General features: G+C 70.7%; 19 protein-coding genes. 11 read left to right on the forward strand and 8 right to left on the reverse strand.

Features of this window, described 5'->3' with window-relative positions; all coding sequences use genetic code 11:
- Nucleotides 1-100: 100 nt before the first annotated feature.
- The 5 genes from AB0D59_RS26910 to galU all read right to left on the reverse strand — a co-directional run bounded on the left by AB0D59_RS26910 (nt 101) and on the right by galU (nt 4,220).
- Complete coding sequence (locus AB0D59_RS26910) at nt 101-772, reverse strand: GNAT family protein (protein ID WP_362570224.1); 672 nt, start codon at nt 770-772, stop codon at nt 101-103.
- 20 nt (nt 773-792) lie between these two features.
- Complete coding sequence (locus AB0D59_RS26915; RefSeq protein WP_362570227.1) at nt 793-1,329, reverse strand: MogA/MoaB family molybdenum cofactor biosynthesis protein; 537 nt, start codon at nt 1,327-1,329, stop codon at nt 793-795.
- Nucleotides 1,326-1,838: a cyclic pyranopterin monophosphate synthase MoaC gene (moaC, locus tag AB0D59_RS26920; protein WP_362570230.1), complete on the reverse strand. Its 513-nt coding sequence runs from the start codon at nt 1,836-1,838 to the stop codon at nt 1,326-1,328. The genes AB0D59_RS26915 and moaC overlap by 4 nt, the downstream gene beginning before the upstream one ends.
- A gap of 127 nt (nt 1,839-1,965) precedes the next feature.
- The gene (glp, locus tag AB0D59_RS26925; RefSeq protein WP_362570233.1) at nt 1,966-3,288 is read right to left on the reverse strand and encodes a gephyrin-like molybdotransferase Glp; all 1,323 of its coding nucleotides are present in this window, start codon (nt 3,286-3,288) and stop codon (nt 1,966-1,968) included.
- A complete protein-coding gene (gene galU, locus AB0D59_RS26930) occupies nt 3,285-4,220 on the reverse strand; it encodes a UTP--glucose-1-phosphate uridylyltransferase GalU (RefSeq protein WP_362570236.1) in 936 nt (311 codons plus the stop codon). The genes glp and galU overlap by 4 nt, the downstream gene beginning before the upstream one ends.
- A 133-nt stretch (nt 4,221-4,353) precedes the next feature.
- Here galU and AB0D59_RS26935 point away from each other — a divergent pair, with 133 nt between their 5' ends.
- Complete coding sequence (locus AB0D59_RS26935) at nt 4,354-4,935, forward strand: 5-formyltetrahydrofolate cyclo-ligase (RefSeq protein ID WP_362570239.1); 582 nt, start codon at nt 4,354-4,356, stop codon at nt 4,933-4,935.
- 96 nt (nt 4,936-5,031) lie between these two features.
- Here the strand turns inward: AB0D59_RS26935 and AB0D59_RS26940 are convergent, their stop codons facing one another.
- Nucleotides 5,032-7,791, reverse strand: coding sequence for a penicillin acylase family protein (locus tag AB0D59_RS26940; RefSeq protein WP_362570242.1), 2,760 nt, complete (start codon nt 7,789-7,791; stop codon nt 5,032-5,034).
- Between the two features lie 259 nt (nt 7,792-8,050).
- On the opposite strand from AB0D59_RS26940, the gene AB0D59_RS26945 reads away from it, so the two are divergent.
- From AB0D59_RS26945 to mscL, 6 genes are all read left to right on the forward strand, one after another.
- On the forward strand, nt 8,051-9,589 hold the full coding sequence (locus AB0D59_RS26945) for a potassium/proton antiporter (RefSeq protein ID WP_362570351.1): 1,539 nt from the start codon (nt 8,051-8,053) through the stop codon (nt 9,587-9,589).
- 320 nt (nt 9,590-9,909) lie between these two features.
- Complete coding sequence (locus AB0D59_RS26950; protein WP_362570245.1) at nt 9,910-11,202, forward strand: MFS transporter; 1,293 nt, start codon at nt 9,910-9,912, stop codon at nt 11,200-11,202.
- 67 nt (nt 11,203-11,269) lie between these two features.
- Nucleotides 11,270-11,599, forward strand: coding sequence for an FmdB family zinc ribbon protein (locus AB0D59_RS26955; RefSeq protein WP_362570248.1), 330 nt, complete (start codon nt 11,270-11,272; stop codon nt 11,597-11,599).
- Nucleotides 11,600-11,700: 101 nt separating this feature from the next.
- Nucleotides 11,701-12,534 (forward strand): S-methyl-5'-thioadenosine phosphorylase, encoded by an 834-nt coding sequence (locus AB0D59_RS26960; RefSeq protein WP_362570250.1) that lies wholly within the window; start codon nt 11,701-11,703, stop codon nt 12,532-12,534.
- 177 nt (nt 12,535-12,711) lie between these two features.
- Nucleotides 12,712-13,287, forward strand: a complete 576-nt coding sequence (locus AB0D59_RS26965) for a hypothetical protein (protein WP_362570253.1) — start codon at nt 12,712-12,714, stop codon at nt 13,285-13,287.
- A 138-nt stretch (nt 13,288-13,425) separates the two neighbouring features.
- Nucleotides 13,426-13,884 (forward strand): large conductance mechanosensitive channel protein MscL, encoded by a 459-nt coding sequence (mscL, locus tag AB0D59_RS26970; RefSeq protein ID WP_362570256.1) that lies wholly within the window; start codon nt 13,426-13,428, stop codon nt 13,882-13,884.
- A 73-nt stretch (nt 13,885-13,957) separates the two neighbouring features.
- Here the strand turns inward: mscL and AB0D59_RS26975 are convergent, their stop codons facing one another.
- The gene (locus tag AB0D59_RS26975; protein WP_362570258.1) at nt 13,958-14,137 is read right to left on the reverse strand and encodes a hypothetical protein; all 180 of its coding nucleotides are present in this window, start codon (nt 14,135-14,137) and stop codon (nt 13,958-13,960) included.
- 479 nt (nt 14,138-14,616) lie between these two features.
- Between AB0D59_RS26975 and AB0D59_RS26980 the strand changes: the two genes are divergently transcribed.
- From AB0D59_RS26980 to AB0D59_RS26995, 4 genes are all read left to right on the forward strand, one after another.
- Nucleotides 14,617-15,855 (forward strand): low temperature requirement protein A, encoded by a 1,239-nt coding sequence (locus AB0D59_RS26980; protein WP_362570261.1) that lies wholly within the window; start codon nt 14,617-14,619, stop codon nt 15,853-15,855.
- A 39-nt stretch (nt 15,856-15,894) separates the two neighbouring features.
- The gene (locus tag AB0D59_RS26985) at nt 15,895-16,920 is read left to right on the forward strand and encodes a P1 family peptidase (protein WP_362570264.1); all 1,026 of its coding nucleotides are present in this window, start codon (nt 15,895-15,897) and stop codon (nt 16,918-16,920) included.
- Between the two features lie 165 nt (nt 16,921-17,085).
- Entirely contained in the window at nt 17,086-18,309 is a 1,224-nt protein-coding gene (locus AB0D59_RS26990) for an Ig-like domain-containing protein (RefSeq protein ID WP_362570267.1), read from the forward strand.
- Nucleotides 18,310-18,466: 157 nt separating this feature from the next.
- Nucleotides 18,467-19,213 carry a DUF6227 family protein gene (locus AB0D59_RS26995; RefSeq protein ID WP_362570270.1) on the forward strand — a complete coding sequence of 249 codons (747 nt, stop codon included), beginning with the start codon at nt 18,467-18,469 and terminating at the stop codon, nt 19,211-19,213.
- A 27-nt stretch (nt 19,214-19,240) separates the two neighbouring features.
- Here AB0D59_RS26995 and AB0D59_RS27000 read toward each other — a convergent pair whose 3' ends face one another.
- Nucleotides 19,241-19,492 carry a hypothetical protein gene (locus AB0D59_RS27000; protein WP_362570273.1) on the reverse strand — a complete coding sequence of 84 codons (252 nt, stop codon included), beginning with the start codon at nt 19,490-19,492 and terminating at the stop codon, nt 19,241-19,243.
- Nucleotides 19,493-19,520 lie beyond the last annotated feature (28 nt).

Consider the following 19,520-nt stretch of genomic DNA (forward strand, 5'->3'; position numbering starts at 1 on the left):
TTTTGTGACCGATGCGATCAGACAGCCGCCGGAGCCGCGAATTCAATGCCCTGAGACGGTCACCAGTCGATCAATTTCGAACACGTATTCCATTATTCGGCTAGGTGGGATTCCCTGGAGTGTTCTGCGGATTCCAGGGCACGTTCGGGGTGCCCGTCGTGCCCGGTGCCTTCGGCGACTCGCTCTGGGAGCGTTCCCGCCGCCAGCGGCCGAGCAACCCCTCTGGCACCTCTTCCGCCGTGAGGGCGAAGACGAGGTGGTCGCGCCAGGCTCCGTCGATGTGGAGATAACGCGGTCGCAGCCCCTCCTCACGGAATCCGAGTTTCTCCACGACCCGGCGGCTGGGCCGGTTCTCGGGGCGAATACAGACCTCGATGCGGTGCAGACCAACCGTGCGGAAACAGTGGTCCACCACGAGCGCGACGGCCGTCGGCATCACCCCGCGGCCGGCCACCGACCGGTCCACCCAGTAGCCGACGTGTCCCGAGCACATCGACCCCCAGGTGATCCCGGCGACGGTCAACTGCCCGACCAGGCGCCCCTGGTACTCGATGACGAAGGGCAGCATGCGGCCCGCGTTCGCCTCGGAGCGCAGGTGCCGGACCATCTGCCGGTAGGTCGGCCGGTGCGCGATCGGGCCACTGGGCGTGGGCGGCGGGATGGTCGCCTCCCAGGGGCGCAGCCAGTCGCGGTTGCGCCGGTTGACCTCGCGCCAGGCACGCTGGTCGCGCACCCTTATGGGCCGGAGGACGACATCGCCATCCACCAGCACGACGGGCCAGGATGGGCTGTTCAGCTCGCACCCCCGGTGCTGGGTCTGGGGTGGTCGCCGCCTCGGATCTGGTCGACGGCGTGCGCCAGCAACGGTTCCAGGACGGCCAGGCCGTCCCGTACCCCGCCGGTGGACCCCGGAAGGTTGACGATCAGTGTCCGGCCCGCCACCCCGGCCAGACCCCGGGAGAGCGCGGCGGTGGGCACCTTCTCCCGTCCGAACGCGCGGACGGCCTCCGCGATGCCCGGCACCTCGTGGTCGATCACCGCACGGGTCGCCTCGGGCGTGCGGTCGGTGGGCGAGATGCCGGTGCCTCCGGTGGTGACGACGACGTCGTACCCGGCCTCGACGGCCGCACGCAGGGCGGCTGCCACGGGATCCCCGTCGGGCACGACCCGCGGCCCGTCCACGGTGAATCCGAAGCCCTCCAGTCCGGCCGCGATCAGCGGCCCGCCCTTGTCCTCGTAGACGCCGGCGGCGGCGCGGTTGGAGGCGGTCACCACCAGCGCACGGTACGGCGCGCGCGGCGCACCACCGGCGGACGGCCCGGCGCTCACGCCCGGCTCCAGTCGCCCGACTTGCCGCCCGTCTTCTCCTCCACGCGTACGTCCGTGATGACCGCTCCCTTGTCGACCGCCTTGACCATGTCGATCACGGTGAGCGCGGCGACGGAGACCGCGGTGAGGGCCTCCATCTCGACGCCCGTGCGGTCCGTCGTCCTCACGGTGGCCTGGATCTCCACGGCGTCATCCGCGACCGACAGATCCAGTTTCACACCGGAGACCGCCAAGGGGTGGCACAGCGGGATCAGGTCCGGTGTGCGCTTGGCGCCCATGATGCCCGCGATGCGCGCGGTGGCGAGGGCGTCGCCCTTGGGGACGCCCTCACCACGCAGCAACTCGATCACGCGGGGCGAGACGAGGACGCGTCCGCTGGCACGTGCGGTACGCGCGGTCACGTCCTTGCCGGACACGTCGACCATGCGGGCGGCGCCCGCGTCGTCGATGTGCGTGAGACGGTCTGGCACAGGGCGTCCGGGGGTGTCCCCCCGGGAAGGCTCAGTCATGCTGTGTGGCGCTCCCGGTCCGGGCCCGTCGCGGTGCGGCGCTCGAGCCTGCTGTGCGCGACACGGTACCGCCAAGCCGGCGCGCACCACCGGGCAGGACCGCCCGGCGAACGGGTACGCGCGCGGGTCAGCCGAGCAGGACGACCTCGACCTCGCTGCCGGGCTCGACTGACTCCATGTCCTCGGGCACGACGATCAGCGCATCGGCGTGCGCCAGGGCGGCGACCAGATGCGAACCGGCGGCACCCACTGCGGTCACCTCGCCGTCGGCGTACGCCCCGCGCAGGAACTGCCTGCGCCCCTTGGGCGAGCCGAGCGCCCGGTCCGCCTTGAGGGTCGCCTTGGTACGGGGCCGGTGCACGTCCGGGAGGCCCATCAGGGTGCGGATGGCGGGGCGGACGAACAGCTCGAAGGAGACGTACGACGACACGGGGTTGCCGGGCAGGGCCAGCAGCGGTGTGTGGTCGGGGCCGATGGAGCCGAAGCCCTGGGGCTTGCCCGGCTGCATGGCGAGCTTGCGGAAGTCGATGCCGCCGCCTGCCTCGTCCGCGTCGCCGACGTGCGCCAGCGCCTCTTTGACGACGTCGTACGCCCCCACGCTCACGCCGCCGGTGGTGACCATCAGGTCGGCTCTGACGAGCTGGTCCTCGATGGTGGCGCGCAGGGTGTCGGCGTCGTCGACGACCGCGCCCACCCGGTAGGCGATGGCGCCGGCGTCGCGGGCTGCGGCGGTGAGGGCGAAGCTGTTGGAGTCGTAGATCTGGCCGCTGCCGAGCTCCTCGTCGGGCTGGACGAGCTCGCTGCCGGTGGACAGGACCACCACGCGCGGGCGCGGGCGCACGCGTACCGAGCCGCGGCCGATCGCGGCGAGCAGCGCGATCTGCGGCGGGCCCAGCACGGTGCCCGCCTCCAGTGCGCGCTCGCCGGCCCGCACGTCGCTGCCCTTGGCGCGCACGTGCGCGCGTGCCTCGGCCGGCCGGTGCACGCGCACGTGCCCCTCGGCGCCCTGGGGCGCGAGGCTGCGCGCCACCATCCCCTCGACCGGTCCCTCGCCGAGTCCGCCGTCGGTCCACTCCACGGGGACGACGGTCTCGGCGCCGGGCGGCAGCGGGGCACCGGTCATGATCCGGGCGGCCTGGCCGGGGCCGACCGGGGTGAGCTCCGCCGCGCCCGCCGCGACGTCCCCGACGACCTCCAGGACGGCCGGGAACTCCTCGCTGGCGCCCGCCACGTCCGCGACCCGTACCGCGTACCCGTCCATGGAGCTGTTGTCGAACGGCGGCAGGGACACCGGCACCATGACGTCGTCGACCAGGACGCAGCCCTGGGCGTCGAGGAGTTGCAGCTCGATGGCTTCCAGGGGGCGGACGGTGGTGAGGATGTCCTCCAGGTGCTCGTCCACCGACCACAGGTGGTCCTGGCCGGCGGGGCGGGTCGCGGCGCTGCTCAACTCTGCTGCATCTCCTCGGCTACGTAACTGCGAAGCCAGGTCCGGAAGTCCGGGCCCAGGTCTTCACGTTCGCATGCGAGTCTGACAATGGCACGCAGGTAGTCGCCGCGGTCGCCGGTGTCATAGCGGCGGCCCTTGAAGACGACGCCGTGCACGGGGCCGCCGGCCTTCCCCGCGGCGGTAGCCGCTGATGAATACGTCTGGGCGAGCTGCTGCAGGGCGTCGGTGAGCTGGATCTCGCCGCCGCGGCCCGGCTCGGTGCGCCGCAGTATGTCGAAGACGTGCGGGTCGAGGACGTAGCGGCCGATGATGGCGTAGTTCGACGGAGCGTCCGCCGGGTCCGGCTTCTCAACCAGGCCGGTCACCCTGACGACGTCGCCGTCGACAGTGGTCTCCACTTCGGCGCAGCCGTAAAGATGGATCTGCTCCGGGTCCACCTCCATGAGCGCGATCACGCTGCCGCCGTACTGCTCCTGAACCTCGATCATGCGCTGGAGCAGCGGGTCGCGCGGGTCGATCAGGTCGTCGCCGAGCAGGACGGCGAAGGGCTCGTGGCCCACGTGCGGGGCCGCGCAGAGCACGGCGTGGCCGAGGCCCTTGGGGTCGCCCTGGCGCACGTAGTGCATCGTGGCCAGGTCGCTGGACTCCTGGACCTTGGCGAGCCGGTTGGCGTCGCCCTTCTTCTGGAGCGCCGATTCCAGCTCGTAGTTGCGGTCGAAGTGGTCTTCCAAGGGACGCTTGTTGCGTCCGGTGATCATGAGGACGTCGTCGAGCCCCGCCGACACGGCCTCCTCGACCACGTACTGGATCGCCGGCTTGTCGACGACCGGCAGCATCTCCTTGGGAGTGGCCTTGGTGGCCGGCAGGAACCGGGTGCCGAGGCCTGCCGCGGGAATGACAGCCTTGCTGATCCTGGGGTGCGACTGAGTCATGCCCGCAACCTTATCCGGTGCCTTTGCGAAGAATCTGAGGCTCCGGTTAATTGGCACTCATATGAGCGGATTAGAAAGGATGCGGGGACGACCTGTGCAGCACGGTGAGCCCGGGGGCGAGACTGACAAGCGAATGTTGCGACGAGAATTCCTGGGGGTGAGGAACAGGTTGACGACAGACGTCGTCAGGGAGTCGTCCGACGCGCTGGCCGAGCACGCTCTGGAACTGCCCGAGCTGGCGCGTGCACGCACGGTGGCGGCGTACGTCTCGGTCGGGAGCGAGCCCGGCACCCTCACGCTACTCGACGCGCTGCTCACGCGGGGCGTGCGCGTCCTGCTTCCCGCGCTCCTGCCGGACAACGATCTGGACTGGGGCGCGTACGCCGGGGAGGGCTCCCTCGCGCGCGTCCAACACGGCGGGAAGATGGCGCTGTTCGAACCCTCCGGTGAACTCCTCGGCCCGGACGCCGTGCTCTCCGCCGACGTCGTCCTGCTGCCGGGGCTCGCGGTCGACGCGCGCGGGATGCGGCTGGGGCGCGGCGGAGGGTCGTACGACCGCGTACTGGCACGTCTGGAGCGCGCGGGCGCGCGCCCGGCGCTCGTGGTGCTGCTGTACGACACGGAGGTCGTCGAGCGCGTGCCCGCGGAGGCGCACGACCGGCCGGTGCAAGCGGTGGTGACGCCGTCGGGCGCGCGCCGGTTCGCGGGCTCTTGAGGTAGCCGGCACGCGGGGCGACGGCAGGCGCCGTCACGTGAAGCGGCCCTCCACGCGTGCGTGGGGGGCCGCTTTCGACGGCGTGTGGTCAACAGCTCAGGGCTTGAGGACGAGCGTGTCGCCGGTGCTCTTGTCGACCGCCTTGTCCGAGAACGACCACGGGAGCAGCTCGCCGTCGGCCCACTTGCCGGTCTGGTCGGTGTAGTGGGCGCTGAAGGCGTGGCCGGAGGCTCCGGTGAGGTTGATCCACTTGGATTTGTCGAGGTCGTCGAGGTTGACGACCATCCGCATGGAGGGGACCCAGACGACGCCGTAGCCGCCTGCGGCGTTCCAGCCGGTCGCGTTGACCGTGGCCTCGCCGCCGCTGAGCTTCCAGGGGCCCCGGTTGAGGACGTACTGGACGATGGCCGGGCCGTCGGTGCCCAGGGTCTGGTTCTTCAGGAACAGGCGGTGCAGCCGACCCCAGCTCCAGGTGTCGATGTCCTTGCCGAGCTTGGCGGTCAGCTCCCAGCGGGCGTCGATCATCGCACGCTCGAACAGCTCGTTCATGTTGTCGGCCTTGGGGCGGGTGCCCGACGCCGGCGTCTTCCACCAGTCGCTGTCCGGCTTCTCCATGAGGGTGCGGACCACCTCGAACCAGCGGTCGCCGCCGTCCGGCTGGGCCTGGTCGGCGTCGCGCTCACCACACTCGCGGACCTTGGTGTCGTCGTCGACCGGACCGGTGCCGTCGGCCTTCTCGACCCACAGGCACTGGCCCTTCACCCGCAGCTCCTTGGGCAGCTTGTTACCGAAGGCCAGCTTGAGGATGTTGCGCCAGACCGCGTTGAAGTAGGCGGCGGCAGCGGAGTCGGCGTCCTGGGTGTAGTCCCAGCCCTCGAGGAGCTTCTGCGCCTCGCGGACGTCCTTGTCGTCGAGGTTGATCTTCAGCAGCTTGGGCACGAGCAGCTTGGCGATCTCACTGCTGTTGTCCAGCTGCATCTGCCGCATGTCGTCGGTGGAGATCTTGCCGCCGTCCTTGATCTTCGACTCGATCAGGTCGGTGATGCGCTGGCTGCGGGCGCCGTAGCCCCAGTCCGTGGTGAGCGTGTAGGGGTACTTGTCCTTGTCGACCACGGCCTGGTTGGCGGTGACGATGTAGCCGCGCTTCGGGTCGTACTCGTAGGGCAGTTCGTCCTGCTTGATGTAGCCGGTCCACTTGTACTTGGAGTCCCAGCCGGGGGCCGGGATGGAGCCGTCGTCGGCCGACGAACGCGTGGGGATCTTGCCGGGCAGCGTGTAGCCGATGTGGTTCTTGGTGTCGGCGTAGACCAGGTTCTGCGACGGCACGTCGAACTGGGCGGCCGCCTCGCGGAACGAGCTCCAGTCGGACGCCTTGTCGAGGGCGAAGACGGCGTCCATGGTGGTGCCCGGGTCGAGGGCGGTCCACTTCAGCGCGACGCCGTAACCGTCGCCGCGGTCGGGTGCGGCGTTGTCGACGGAGGCCTTCTTGCCGACCTTGACGAGTTCGTCGTTACGGTCGGACAACAGGGGCATCCCGTCGGCGGTCTGCCGTACGACGATCTTCTTCGAGGTGCCGCCGGCGACCTTGATGGTCTCCTCGCGGCTCGTGAAGGGCTTGGTCCTGCCGTCGTACAGGTAGCCGTCGCCGGAGAGCTTCTCCAGGTAGAGGTCGGTGACGTCGACACCGGAGTTGGTCATGCCCCAGGCGATGTCCGCGTTGTGGCCGATGATCACGCCGGGCATGCCGGCGAAGGTGTACCCGGTGACGTCGTACTGGCACTTGCTGGAGACCGTGGTGCAGTGCAGGCCCATCTGGTACCAGACGGACGGCAGCGAGGCCGACAGGTGCGGATCGTTGGCCAGCAGCGGTTTGCCGGTGATGGTGTACTGCCCGCCGACGACCCAGGAGTTGGAGCCGATGCCCTGGCCGTTCACGCCGACGGCCGTGGGGACGTCGTCCAGGACGTTGTAGAGGCCCGCCAGCTGGCTTGTCAGCGCCGAACCGGTGGTCGACGAGGTGGAGGAGCCACTCGTGCCCGTCGAGGTCCCGGAGCCGCTTGTGGAGCCGCTCTGCTCGAACGTCTTGGTGAGCTCGTCGTACTGGCCCTCCTGGACGATCGGCTCGTTGCGGCTGTACGGGTACTCCGGGTAGAGGTCCTTGATCTGCTGCGGGCCGAGGCGGCTGGTCATCAGGGCCCGGTCGATCTCGTCCTTCATGTTGCCGCGCAGGTCCCAGGCCATCGCCTTCAGCCAGGAGACCGAGTCGACGGGGGTCCACTGCTCGGGCTTGTAGTCGTTTATGAAGCCGAGGGCCGCGTACTCCAGGGAGATGTCCTTGCCGTCCTTGCCGGCGAGGTAGGCGTTGACTCCCTTGGAGTAGGCCTGGAGGTACTTCTTCGTCGAGTCCGACAGCTTGGTGTCGTACTCCTCCTTCGCGACCCGGTCCCAGCCCAGGGTGCGCAGGAACTCGTCGTCCTTCACCTGGCCCTTGCCGAACATCTCCGACAGGCGCCCGGAGGTCATGTGACGGCGCACGTCCATCTCGTAGAACCGGTCCTGCGCCTGGACGTAGCCCTGCGCCATGAACAGGTCCTCGTCGGACGAGGCGTAGATCTGCGGGATTCCGTAGCCGTCCCGCTTCACTGTCACGGGTCCGGAGAGGCCCTTGAGCGTGAGCGAACCCTTGGTCTGCGGGAAGGACGCGCGGACCGTGCTGATCGACCAGTACGCCCCGTAGGCGATGCCCCCGACGATGGCGAGGACGAGCACCAGAACGATCAGGCGGGCTTTGCGCCCCTTCTTCCTGCCGGACTTGCCAGGCTTGTCACCCGATGTGGCGGTGGTGTTGGGGGGCATCGCTGTCCTTGCTGTCCTAACGCGAGCGGCAGGCGGTCCTGGAGTGCTGGAGCAACCATAGGCGCAGGGCCTCGCGCGCCTTGACGCGGAGTCGGGAACCGGCGGGCACGGGCGTTCGATCTTGCCTCGCGAAACGTCAAGAAAGCGTCAAGAGTTAGGTAAGGTAACGAAGTACTTGGGTGCGGGGAGCCGCAGCCTCGGGTCATGTGTACGTGAGCTTTCGCGTCGCCCGCGCGCGAGCCGACGAAGGGAATCGCCACTGACTGTCCAGCACCTCAACCAGCTCCTGCTCGTCTGCTCCCTGGTCCTGCTCGTCGCCGTCGCGGCGGTCCGGATCTCCTCGCGCAGCGGGCTCCCCAGCCTGCTCGTGTACCTGGGGATCGGCGTCCTCATGGGCCAGGACGGCATCGGCGACATCCACTTCGACAACGCCGAACTGACCCAGGTCATCGGATACGCGGCCCTGGTCGTGATCCTGGCCGAGGGCGGTCTCGGCACGAAGTGGAAGGAGGTCGAACCGGTCCTGGCGTCCGCGTCCATGCTGGCCCTGGTCGGGGTCGGGGTGAGCGTCGGGGTCACCGCGGCGGGCGCGCACTATCTGGTCGGGCTGGAATGGCGGCAGGCGCTCATCATCGGAGCGGTGGTGTCCTCGACGGACGCGGCGGCGGTCTTCTCGGTGCTCCGGCGCATTCCCCTCCCCGCGCGCGTGACGGGCACGCTGGAGGCGGAGTCCGGCTTCAACGACGCCCCGGTGGTCATCCTGGTCGTCGCCTTCTCCACCGCGGGACCGGTGGAGCACTGGTACGTCCTGCTCGGCGAGATAGCCCTGGAGCTGGCCATCGGCGCGGCCATGGGCCTCGCGGTCGGCTGGCTCGGCTCCTGGGGCCTCAGGCACGTGGCGCTGCCCGCCTCCGGCCTCTACCCGATCGCCGTGATGGCCATCGCGGTCACGGCGTACGCGGCCGGCGCGCTGGCGCACGGCAGCGGCTTCCTCGCCGTCTACCTCGCCTCCATGGTGCTCGGCAACGCCAGGCTGCCGCACTGGCCCGCCACCCGCGGCTTCGCCGAGGGACTCGGCTGGATCGCCCAGATCGGCATGTTCGTCCTGCTCGGCCTGCTGGTCACCCCGCACGAGCTCGGCGACGACATCTGGCCGGCCCTGATCATCGGGCTCGCGCTCACCATGGTGGCGCGGCCCCTGAGCGTGATCGTCAGTCTCGCGCCGTTCCGTGTGCCCTGGCGGGAGCAGACCCTGATGTCCTGGGCCGGCCTGCGCGGCGCCGTCCCCATCATCCTGGCGACGATCCCCATGGTGAACGGCGTCGACACCAGCCACCGGATCTTCAACATCGTCTTCGTCCTGGTCGTCGTCTACACCCTCGTCCAGGGGCCGACGCTGCCCTGGCTGGCCCGCAAGCTGCGGCTCGGCATCGGTCCGGAGGCTGCCGACCTCGGCATCGAGTCCGCACCGCTGGAGCGGCTGCGCGGGCACCTGCTGTCCGTCTCGATCCCCGAGGGCTCGCGGATGCACGGCGTCGAGGTCAACGAACTGCGGCTGCCCGCCGGGGCCGCCGTCACCCTGGTCGTCCGCGAAGGAAAATCGTTTGTCCCTCTACCCACGACGGTGCTGCGGCGCGGGGACGAACTCCTCGTGGTCGCCACCGACCCGGTGCGCGACACCGCGGAGCGGCGGCTGCGCGCGGTCGGACACGGGGGCAAACTGGCGGGCTGGCTGGGCACGAACGGGACGGCGGGCGCGGGGTCGGGCGCGGGCTCGGGGTCGCCCTCCGGGCGGTGAGCGCGGGCGCACGCAACGGCTGCGGGCGCGGGGCGCGTGAGGCGCGTGTTAAGGACGCGTTTCGGACGGTTCACACCGCCGCCAATCCCAGGTGAACGGCCCCCGTGGTGCCCGTTTTCACAGGCGTACGAGGGGGTGAGCCCTGTACGATAAAAGCACCCTGATCGAACCAACTCTGCCTGACGCAGAGCTGGCGCGACCGTATGGCGGCCGGATCGCTCTTCGCAGTGGACACCGGTATCTACCGCAGTTCCGCGCAAGAGGACAGCTCTCGGCGCCCCCGCACGGGCGCGCTACCAGGCGGCAGAAAGGCACGGGCCGTGGCATCCACGGTCACCACCGAGCCGTCGGAGAACTCGGCGGCGCCGTCCCGCCCGGGATACGGACAGCTGCTGCGCACCCGCGGCGCCTGGACGTTCCTGCTCCCCGGTTTCGCGGCGCGCCAGCCGTTCGCAATGCTCACCATCTCGATCGTGCTGCTCGTGCAGCACACCACCGGCTCGTACGGCGCCGCGGGTGCCGCCGCGGCGGTCACCGGTGTCTCCATGGCGCTGTTCGCGCCCTATAGCGGCCGCCTCGCCGACCGCTACGGGCAGCGCGCGGTGCTGGTCCCCGGAGTGCTGGTCCACACGCTGTCGGGCCTCGCTTTCACGGCGCTCGCGCTGGCGCACGCGCCCCTGTGGGCGCTGTTCGCGGCGGCCGTGCCGACCGGCGCCTCGGTGCCCCAGGTCGGCCCCATGGTGCGCGCCCGCTGGGGCGTGAAGCTCCAGGATTCGCCCCTCATGTCCACCGCGGCCGCCTTCGAGTCCGTCACGGACGAGCTCACCTTCGTCTTCGGGCCGCTGCTCGCGACCGCCCTGTGCACCACCGTGACCCCGGCCGCCGGTCTGGTCACGGAGGCCGCGCTGACCCTGGTCGGCGGTCTCCTCTTCGCCGCGCAGAACGGCACCCAGCCGCGGGTGACCGGCACCGGCCACGCGCGCGTGCAGCACGTCCCCGCGCTCCGCGTCCCCGGCGTGCGGGTGCTGGTCGTCACCTTCCTCGGCATCGGGTCGGTCTTCGGCGGCATGCAGGTCTCGCTCGCCGCGTTCACCGAGTCGATCGGCGAGCCCGGCCTGAACGGTGTCCTGTACGGCACCTTCGCCGCGGGCAACATGCTCTCGGGCGTCGTCTGCGGCGCGATCGTCTGGAAGGCCGCCCCGCACCGGCGCCTGGTCGTCGGCTACGCGGCGCTCGCGCTGACCGCGTCGGCGCTGTGGACGTCCCACTCCGTGCTCGTCCTGGCCGGCCTCGGTCTCCTGGTCGGCATGTGCATCGCACCCGCGCTGATCACCGGCTACACGCTGGTCGAGGGCCTGGTCCCGGCCGGCGCCCGCACGGAGGCGTTCACCTGGCTGACCGGCGCGGTCGCGCTCGGCCAGGCGGCCGCGGTCACGGTCGCCGGACAGTTGGAGGACCGCCTGTGGGGCGGCGCCGGGTTCCTGGTGCCGATGGCGGGCACGGTGCTCGCCCTGGTGACCCTGCTGGCGCTGCGCTCGCGGCTCGTCACCCGGCCCCGGAACCGTACGGTCGCACGTGGCGTCGGTCACCGCGTGCCGGTGACGGTGGACTGATCCTCAGGAATACGTCACTATGGACCGTCGTTAGCACTCATCGAGTGAGAGTGCCAGGAGGAAGACAGTGCCGACCTACCAGTACCAGTGCACCGAGTGCGGCGAGGGCCTCGAGGCGGTGCAGAAGTTCACCGACGACGCCCTGACCGAGTGCCCCAACTGCGGTGGCCGCCTGAAGAAGGTGTTCTCCGCCGTCGGCATTGTCTTCAAGGGCTCGGGTTTCTACCGCAACGACAGCCGCGGCTCCTCGTCGAGCAGCAGCCCCGCGTCGAAGCCGTCCGGCTCCGGCTCGTCGAGCGCGTCGTCCGACTCGAAGTCGTCCGACTCGAAGTCGTCGTCGACGTCTTCGTCGGGTTCGGCGTCCTCCTCGGGCTCCGCCAGCAGCTCCGCCGCCTGAGACTCCTCCTCCCGGACCCCGCTGTCGTACGACGGCGGGGTCCGAGGTATTCCCGGGCACCGGCCCCTGCGCGATCCTGCGGGCCAGCTAGTGTGCTGGGCATGGCGAACGCAGAGATCGGCGTAATCGGCGGCTCCGGCTTCTACTCCTTCCTCGACGACGTGACCGAGGTCCAGGTCGACACGCCCTACGGGCCGCCCAGCGACTCCCTCTTCCTCGGCGAGATCGCCGGCCGCCGGGTCGCCTTCCTGCCCCGCCACGGACGCGGCCACCATCTGCCGCCGCACCGCATCAACTACCGGGCCAACCTCTGGGCGCTGCGCTCCGTCGGCGTGCGCCAGGTGCTCGGCCCGTGCGCGGTGGGCGGTCTGCGCCCCGAGTACGGGCCGGGCACACTCCTCGTGCCGGACCAGCTGGTGGACCGTACGAAGTCCCGGGCGCAGTCGTACTTCGACGGGCTGCCGCTGCCCGACGGCACCGTACCGAACGTGGTGCACGTCTCCCTGGCCGACCCCTACTGCCCCACCGGGCGCATCGCGGCGCTCAAGGCGGCTCGCGGCCGGGACTGGGAGCCGGTGGAAGGGGGCACGCTGGTCGTGGTCGAGGGGCCGCGTTTCTCGACCCGCGCCGAATCGCTGTGGCATCAGGCGCAGGGCTGGTCCGTGGTGGGCATGACCGGCCATCCGGAGGCGGCACTCGCTCGTGAACTGGAGCTCTGCTACACGTCGTTGACGCTGGTCACCGACCTGGACGCGGGCGCCGAGACCGGTGAGGGCGTCTCGCACGACGAGGTGCTGCAGGTGTTCGCGGCGAACGTGGACCGGCTGCGGGGCGTGCTGTTCGACGCGGTGGCGGCCCTGCCGGAGAACGCGGCACGGGACTGCCTGTGCACGAACGCGCTCGGCGGGATGGATCCGGGGTTCCCGCTGCCGTAGCACGGGCGACGGAGCGGTTCCCGAACGCCCGGCCCCCTGTGGAAAACGGGCGGAACTCCCCGTTCGGGTGGCGGAGTTGTCCACAACCCGTGGATAGTCCACGGGCTCCGACGCGTTTCGGCGCGAGGCCTCATCGTGGCCTCGCAAGCCGATTCCTCGTCGCTGGTGGTGATCCACATGTCCGTTCCCCCGTCCTCGTCCCCCGCCTTCCCCCCTCCCCTTCGCCTCCCGCGCCCGCTGGGCACGGACGCCCCCGCCACCTGCGAGGTCCCGCACTTCGACCCGGTGCGGGTACGCGGCGGGAGCCATCGGCTGGGGCGGCTGCTGCGGCACCGCAGGCGGGCCCTCGCGGCCGGCCTGGCGGTCACGGCGGCGGCGCTCGTCGCGGCCGGGCCCCGCGCCGCCACGGATCCCCTGCGCGCCGAGCGGCCCCGGAAGCATCCGGTCACTCAGCCGGTACGGCGGCACGCCCCGCCCGTGGACATGGTGACGGCGCCGGTGCGGATCGCCGACGCCGCAACGGTCCGCCTGCTGCGCCCGGGCGACCGGGTGGACGTCATCGCCGCCGGGGATCCCTCGGCGGGCGGGGACGCCCGGGTGATCGCGCGGGGGGTGCGTGTGACGGAGCTGCCGGAGCCGGTCGAGGGGACCTCGGAGAGCGGGGCGCTGGTCGTGCTCTCGGTTCCGCGTGCCGCCGCGGCACGGCTGGTCGGCGCGAGCGCCACGGCGCGGCTGGCGGTGACGTTGTGCTGAACAGCCTGGGGAGATTTCTTGGCCGAATCCTGTCAAGTCGCTCGTTCGAGCTACCGGATTGGGCACGATGGCCGCTTGGTGACGTAGGTTGCGGAGCGTTTTGTTCCACACCCTGTGCATGCGAGGAGAGTCCCCGAGGTGAGCGAGAAGCAGGAACCGGGCATATGGCAGGGCTTCAAGGCCTTCCTGATGCGCGGCAACGTCGTCGATCTGGCGGTCGCGGTGGTCATCGGCGCCGCCTTCACGAACATCGTCAACTCGGTGGTGAAGGGGATCATCAACCCGCTGGTCGGCTCGATCGGCACGAAGAACCTCGACAGCTACAGCTCGTGCCTGAGCTCGTCGTGCCAAGGGACCCACGGCATCCAGCTGATGTGGGGCTCGGTACTCGGAGCCACTCTGAGCTTCGTGATCACCGCGGCGGTCGTGTACTTCCTGATGGTCCTGCCGATGGCGAAGTACCTGGCCCGGCTGGAGGCCCGCCGGAGGGCGAGGGAGGGCACGCGCGAGGTCGTCGAGGTGACCGAGCTGGAGGTACTGAAGGAGATCCGCGACGCCCTGGTCGCGCAGCGCGGTTCCGGGCACAACGAGCGCTAGCGACGCTGCCGCGCGCGGTCCGGGCGAAAGCGCGGGCCGCTCGGCGGTGGGTCCGGGCGACGGCGCGGACGGTTCAGAGGTGGTGGGGCGGCTTCTCGTCGAGGAAGCGCTTGAGGTCCGCAGCGGAGTCCCCCTCGGGGCGTTCGCCCCAGCCGCCGTCCGTGTCGTCCGACGACTGCCGGTCCAGCGGGTCGTCGAAGATCAGCGCGGCCTTCGGGTCGCGCGGCTCGGGCTCGGGAGCGGCGGTACTCATGCCTCAAGGGTACGGTCCGGACGGTTCCGGCCCGGACCCGTACGGTCCCGGGCCGGCCGAGCCGTCCGTCGGCTCCGGGTCTGCCACCCGGCCTGACCGGCACGAAGCCGCGGACGAGACCGCAGATGCCGTGTCCACGCGGGAGGGCGATGGCGCCGACCCCTTCACGGGCCCGGATCTGCTCACCGGATTCCGCGCGTTCCTGGACGAGCAGCTCAGTCAACTGTTCGAGAGCGAGGAGAAGCCCCCAGGCGCCACGACGGTTCCCGAGCCCTACCCGGAGGCCGTCCCGGCACTCGCCTGCGTCGCGCGCCCGGGCGCCGCCCCCTCGCGCGTGCACACCGTCCGTCCGGCGGTCCGGTCAGGACCGCGCCTGCACCCCTCTCGCCGTTCTCACCGCACTCCTCGCCGTTCTCACCGCACTCCGCCCGTGAACCCCTTCACAAGCCTTCGCTGTCCTTTTCTGCTGTGCTGGACGCATGACGTCGAGTTCCACTCCGGCGCCCGCTCCCCAGGGCGCGCCCCAGCCCCTCCGACCGCTGCGCCGGCTCACCGCGCGCGGGCGCGACGAAACCCACCGCGTCGCCTCGCCGCTCGAGCTCTTCTTCGACCTGTGTTTCGTGGTGGCCATCGCACAGGCGGGTGGGGAGCTGGTGCACGCCGTCGCGGAGGGCCGTCCCGGCATGGGCATCCTGAACTACGCGATGGTGTTCTTCGCCATCTGGTGGGCCTGGATGAACTTCACCTGGTTCTCCTCGGCGTACGACAACGACGACGCGCTCTACCGGGTCGTCACCCTGATCCAGATCGCCGGCGTGCTGGTGCTGGCGGCCGGCGTCTCGCGGTCCTTCGCGGACCACGACTACATGGCGGTCTGGCTGGGCTACGTGATCATGCGACTGGCGATGGCGTCGCAGTGGCTCAGAGCCGCACGATCGGCCGAGGGCGCGGAGCGCACGATGGCGCTCCGGTATGCGGGCGGTGTGCTGCTGTGTCTGGTCGGCTGGCTGGGACTGGTGCTGCTGCCGGAGCACGCGCGCGCCTGGGTGTTTCTGGTGATGGCGGTCGTCGAGATGTGTGTGCCGCTGTACGCGGAGAAGGCCTCTGCCACCTCCTGGCATCCGCACCACATCGCCGAACGCTACGGGCTGTTCACCATCATCGTGCTCGGAGAGACAATCGCGGCGGCGACCGTCGCCGTGAAGTCGGCCCTGGCCGAGCATGACGCGCTGGGAGAGTTGCTGCCAATCGCGGCGGGCGGCCTGCTGATCGTCTTCTCCGCATGGTGGATCTACTTCGTGGTGCCGATCCACGGCCACCTGCGTTCCAACAGGGAATCCTTCCTGTGGGGTTACGGGCACTACCTGATCTTCGCGTCGGCGGCCTCCATCGGCGCGGGCCTTGAGGTGGCCGTCGAGCAGGCGGTCGGCACGGCGCACATCTCGGCGCGGGCCGCCTCGGCGGCCGTGACCCTGCCGACGGCGCTGTACCTGCTGGCCGTGTGGGCGCTGCACTCGCGGTACTTCAAGATCGGCATCGCCCAGCAGTTGGTGCTGCCGGTGACGGCACTGCTGGTGATCTGCTGCACCTTCCTTGGCGACTGGGCGGTGCCGGCGGCGGGCCTGGTGTCGGCGCTGGCGGTGGCGACCGGGACGACTCTGACGGCGCGCACGGCCGGCCGCCAGCGCCCGGTGGACGCCGCCGCGGCCGCCTCCTGACGCTCCGCGACGACCGCCGGCTGGGCCAGACTGGCCGTCATGACAGTTGACGCATTGACGGACGTGGCCGGGCTGCGGGTGGGACACGCGTCCCGCAACGGCGACGGCTGGCTCACCGGCACCACGGTGGTGCTCGCTCCCGAGGGCGGCGCGGTCGCGGCGGTGGACGTGCGCGGCGGCGGTCCGGGTACCAAGGAGACGGACGCGCTCGACCCGCGCAACCTGGTGCAGCGGGTGGAGGCGATCGTACTCACGGGCGGCAGCGCCTACGGGCTCGACGCGGCGTCCGGGGTGATGGCCTGGCTGGAGGAGCGGGGGCGCGGGGTACGGGTGGGGGCGGATCCGGCGCATGTCGTGCCGGTGGTGCCCGCCGCCTGCATCTTCGACCTGGGACGGGGCGGGGACTTCCGGGCCCGGCCGGACGCGGCCACGGGGCGCGCGGCGGTCGAGGAAGCCGCGGCAAGCGCACCCGGGGCGCCGGTGCGGGAGGGGTGCGTGGGGGCCGGTACGGGCGCTGTGGCCGGGGCGCTGAAGGGCGGGGTGGGCAGCGCGAGCGCCGTGCTGGAGTCAGGGATCACGGTGGCCGCACTGGTGGTGGCCAACGCCGCCGGCGCGGTGATGGATCCCGAAACAGGCGTGCTGTACGGGGAGTTGTTCCAGGGGCGCGTGGAGTACCCCGAGGAGCGGGTGCACGAGGCCGCGCGCCGGCGGCTCGCCGAAGCCGCCGCCGAGAACGGACTTCCGCCGCTCAACACCACACTCGCGGTGGTGGCGACCGATGCCGACCTCTCGAAGGCGCAGGCGCAGAAGCTGGCCGGGACGGCGCACGACGGGATCGCGCGCGCCGTGCTGCCGGTGCACCTGCTGCACGACGGGGACACGGTGTTCGCGCTGGCCACGGGCGCGCGCCCGCTCGACGCGAGCCCGCTTGCGCTCAACGAGATCCTCGCGGCCGGCGCGGATCTGGTGACGCGCGCCGTCGTGCGCGCCGTGCGGGCCGCCCAGTCCGTGGCCGGGCCGGGCGGAGTGTGGCCGTCGTACGGGGAGTTGTACGGGGCGCGATGACAGCGGCGGGGGCGTGCCCCGACTGTCGCGCCTCCTCGCTGATTGTCCCGGTTCTGTCACGTGATGACGTTCGCGGCCGTTCGGCGGAACCCGAACCCACGCCGACGCCCTCTGTCTCCACGTACTGGAGCGGATCACGCACATCACAAGAACCTGGAGCAGCCCGTGACAACGCCGGACATTGCAGCGCGGCGCGCACTGGGGGCCTGTGCCGCCCTGATGGTCGGCGCCCTCACCCTGACCGCCTGTGGCGGCAACGCCAACGCCAACAGCGACGACAGCAAGGGCGGGCAGGACAGCGCCGCCAAGACGTCGACCGCGAAGATCGCCATCTCGGCGAAGGACGGTTCGACCGGCGCGTCCATCAACACGACCGGCGTGCAGGTCAGCGGCGGCAAGCTGACCGTCGTGAAGATGACCGTGGCGGGGTCGGGGCAGGCCGTGGACGGCACCCTCTCGGCGGACGGCAGCACCTGGAAGCCGAAGGAGCAGCTGGAGCGCGGCACGAAGTACGAGATATCGGCGACCGCCAAGGACGCCAAGGGGCTCACGGCGGCGGCCAATTCCATCTTCACCACCGTCAATTCTGCGAACAGCTACATCGGGACGTACACGCCGGACAACGGGACGACGGTCGGTGTGGGGATGCCGGTGTCGTTCAACTTCGACAAGGTCATCAGCGACAAGAAGGCCGTGCAGTCCCACATCACGGTGACGTCCAGCAGCGGCCAGCAGGTGGTGGGGCACTGGTTCGGGTCGCAGCGGCTGGACTTCCGGCCGCAGGAGTACTGGAAGGCCGGCTCCAAGGTCACGATGAAGATCGACCTGGACGGCGTCGAGGGCGCGAACGGTGTCTACGGGGTGCAGAAGAAGACGGTGACCTTCACCGTCGGGCGTTCGCAGGTCTCCACGGTCGACGTGAACACGCAGACCATGACGGTGGTCCGGGACGGCAGGACGCTCAAGTCGGTGCCGGTGTCGACGGGCAGCCCGGAGCACACGACGTACAACGGGCAGATGGTGATCTCCGAGAAGTTCACCCAGACCCGGATGAACAGCCAGACGGTCGGCCTGGGCGGGGAGTACGACATCCCGGACGTGCCGCACGCGATGCGGCTGACGCAGTCGGGCACGTTCATCCACGGCAACTACTGGTACAACAAGGGCAACCCGCCGTTCGGCCGCGAGGGCACCAGCCACGGCTGTGTGGGGCTCGCGGACGTGCAGGGCGCGCAGGGCGACACGACGGCCAAGTGGTTCTACGACAACTCCCTCATCGGGGACGTCGTGGTCGTGAAGAACTCCCCCGACAAGACCGTGCAGCCGGACAACGGGCTCAACGGGTGGAACCTGTCGTGGAGCGAGTGGACCGCGGGAAGCACGGTCTGACCGGCTGGTTTTGACAGATCGTCGGGCCGCGCGGGAACTTTTCGCGCGGTCCGCGTGTTTTCCCGGCGTACGTTTTCTCGGTTCTCGGACATGATGTCCGACCGAGGGGCTACGGTATGCACCCACAAGGTGACATGCAGCAACGCCGGGAGAAACCTTGAGCGTTCCGTACGAGACGGCAGCGTACGAACCAGCCGAGTCGCCCGAGTCTCCGGAGGAGCACCTCGCGCGGCTCCTCGGCCGTGCCCTGAACTCCTTCGAACTGCCCGACGAGGCGATAAGGCAGCTGGACTGCGCGCTGGCGCACGACAGTTCGCTGCACTCCGCGCACCACAGCGCGGGGCTGCACCGGGAGACGTACCGGCACACCTGGCTGCTCGCCGACGGGTCGGCGGTCACTCTGTGGGAGCTCGTGTACAACACCGCGCCGGGCAGCGACCCGCAGGCCGAGGTGTACGTCGACGAGGAGGAACTGCGGGCCGCGACGGCGCGGCTGCCGTTGCCGCCGGACACCCCGGACTTCGAGCTGCCGGTACTGTTGACGCTGACGGCGGTGCCCGAAACCCGGCACGTGTATGTGCCGGACGACTCGGCGGACCACGCGCGCCGGCTTCTGCGCCGTGCGGAGAACACCGACCGGCCGGACGCGGAGACGGCCCAGGTGCTGGCGACGGCGTTCGCGCACCAGATCACCCAGGCGTTCGGACGGCCCGGGCGGGCGGGCCGGACCGGCTTGAGCTTCTCGCTCTACGAGCACGCGTTCCTGCTGAGTGACGGCCGGGAGATGTCCCTGTGGGAGGTCGAGCACACCGCGACGCCGGACGGCCGGCACATGTGCGAGGTGTACCCGTCGGAGGTCGCGGCGCGGGAGGCCATGGAGCGGCGGGCGGCGCGGCGGTCCTGAGCCGAGCGCGTCTGCACCCACCGCGCCTCAGCGGCCGCCGAGTCGGCGTACCAGGCCGGCGAAGGCGTCCTGTTCGGCGGGGGTGAGTTCCACGGACTCCCGTGGCGGGCCGGCCTGGAGCGGGTGCGGGTGGCCGGGGAGGACGCGGGCCGCGTGCCAGCCGGTGGCCCCGCGGCGGGTGTGGCGCAGCACGCGCATCAGGACCACCACCCAGGCGACGGTCGCCAGGGCGAGGGCGGTCACTCCGATCAGCTGGAGGGTCGCGGCGTGCTCAGGCATGCACCCAGTACACACCACGGTCCGGGAC

Source organism: Streptomyces sp. NPDC048417 (assembly GCF_040651615.1).
Lineage (GTDB): Bacteria > Actinomycetota > Actinomycetes > Streptomycetales > Streptomycetaceae > Streptomyces.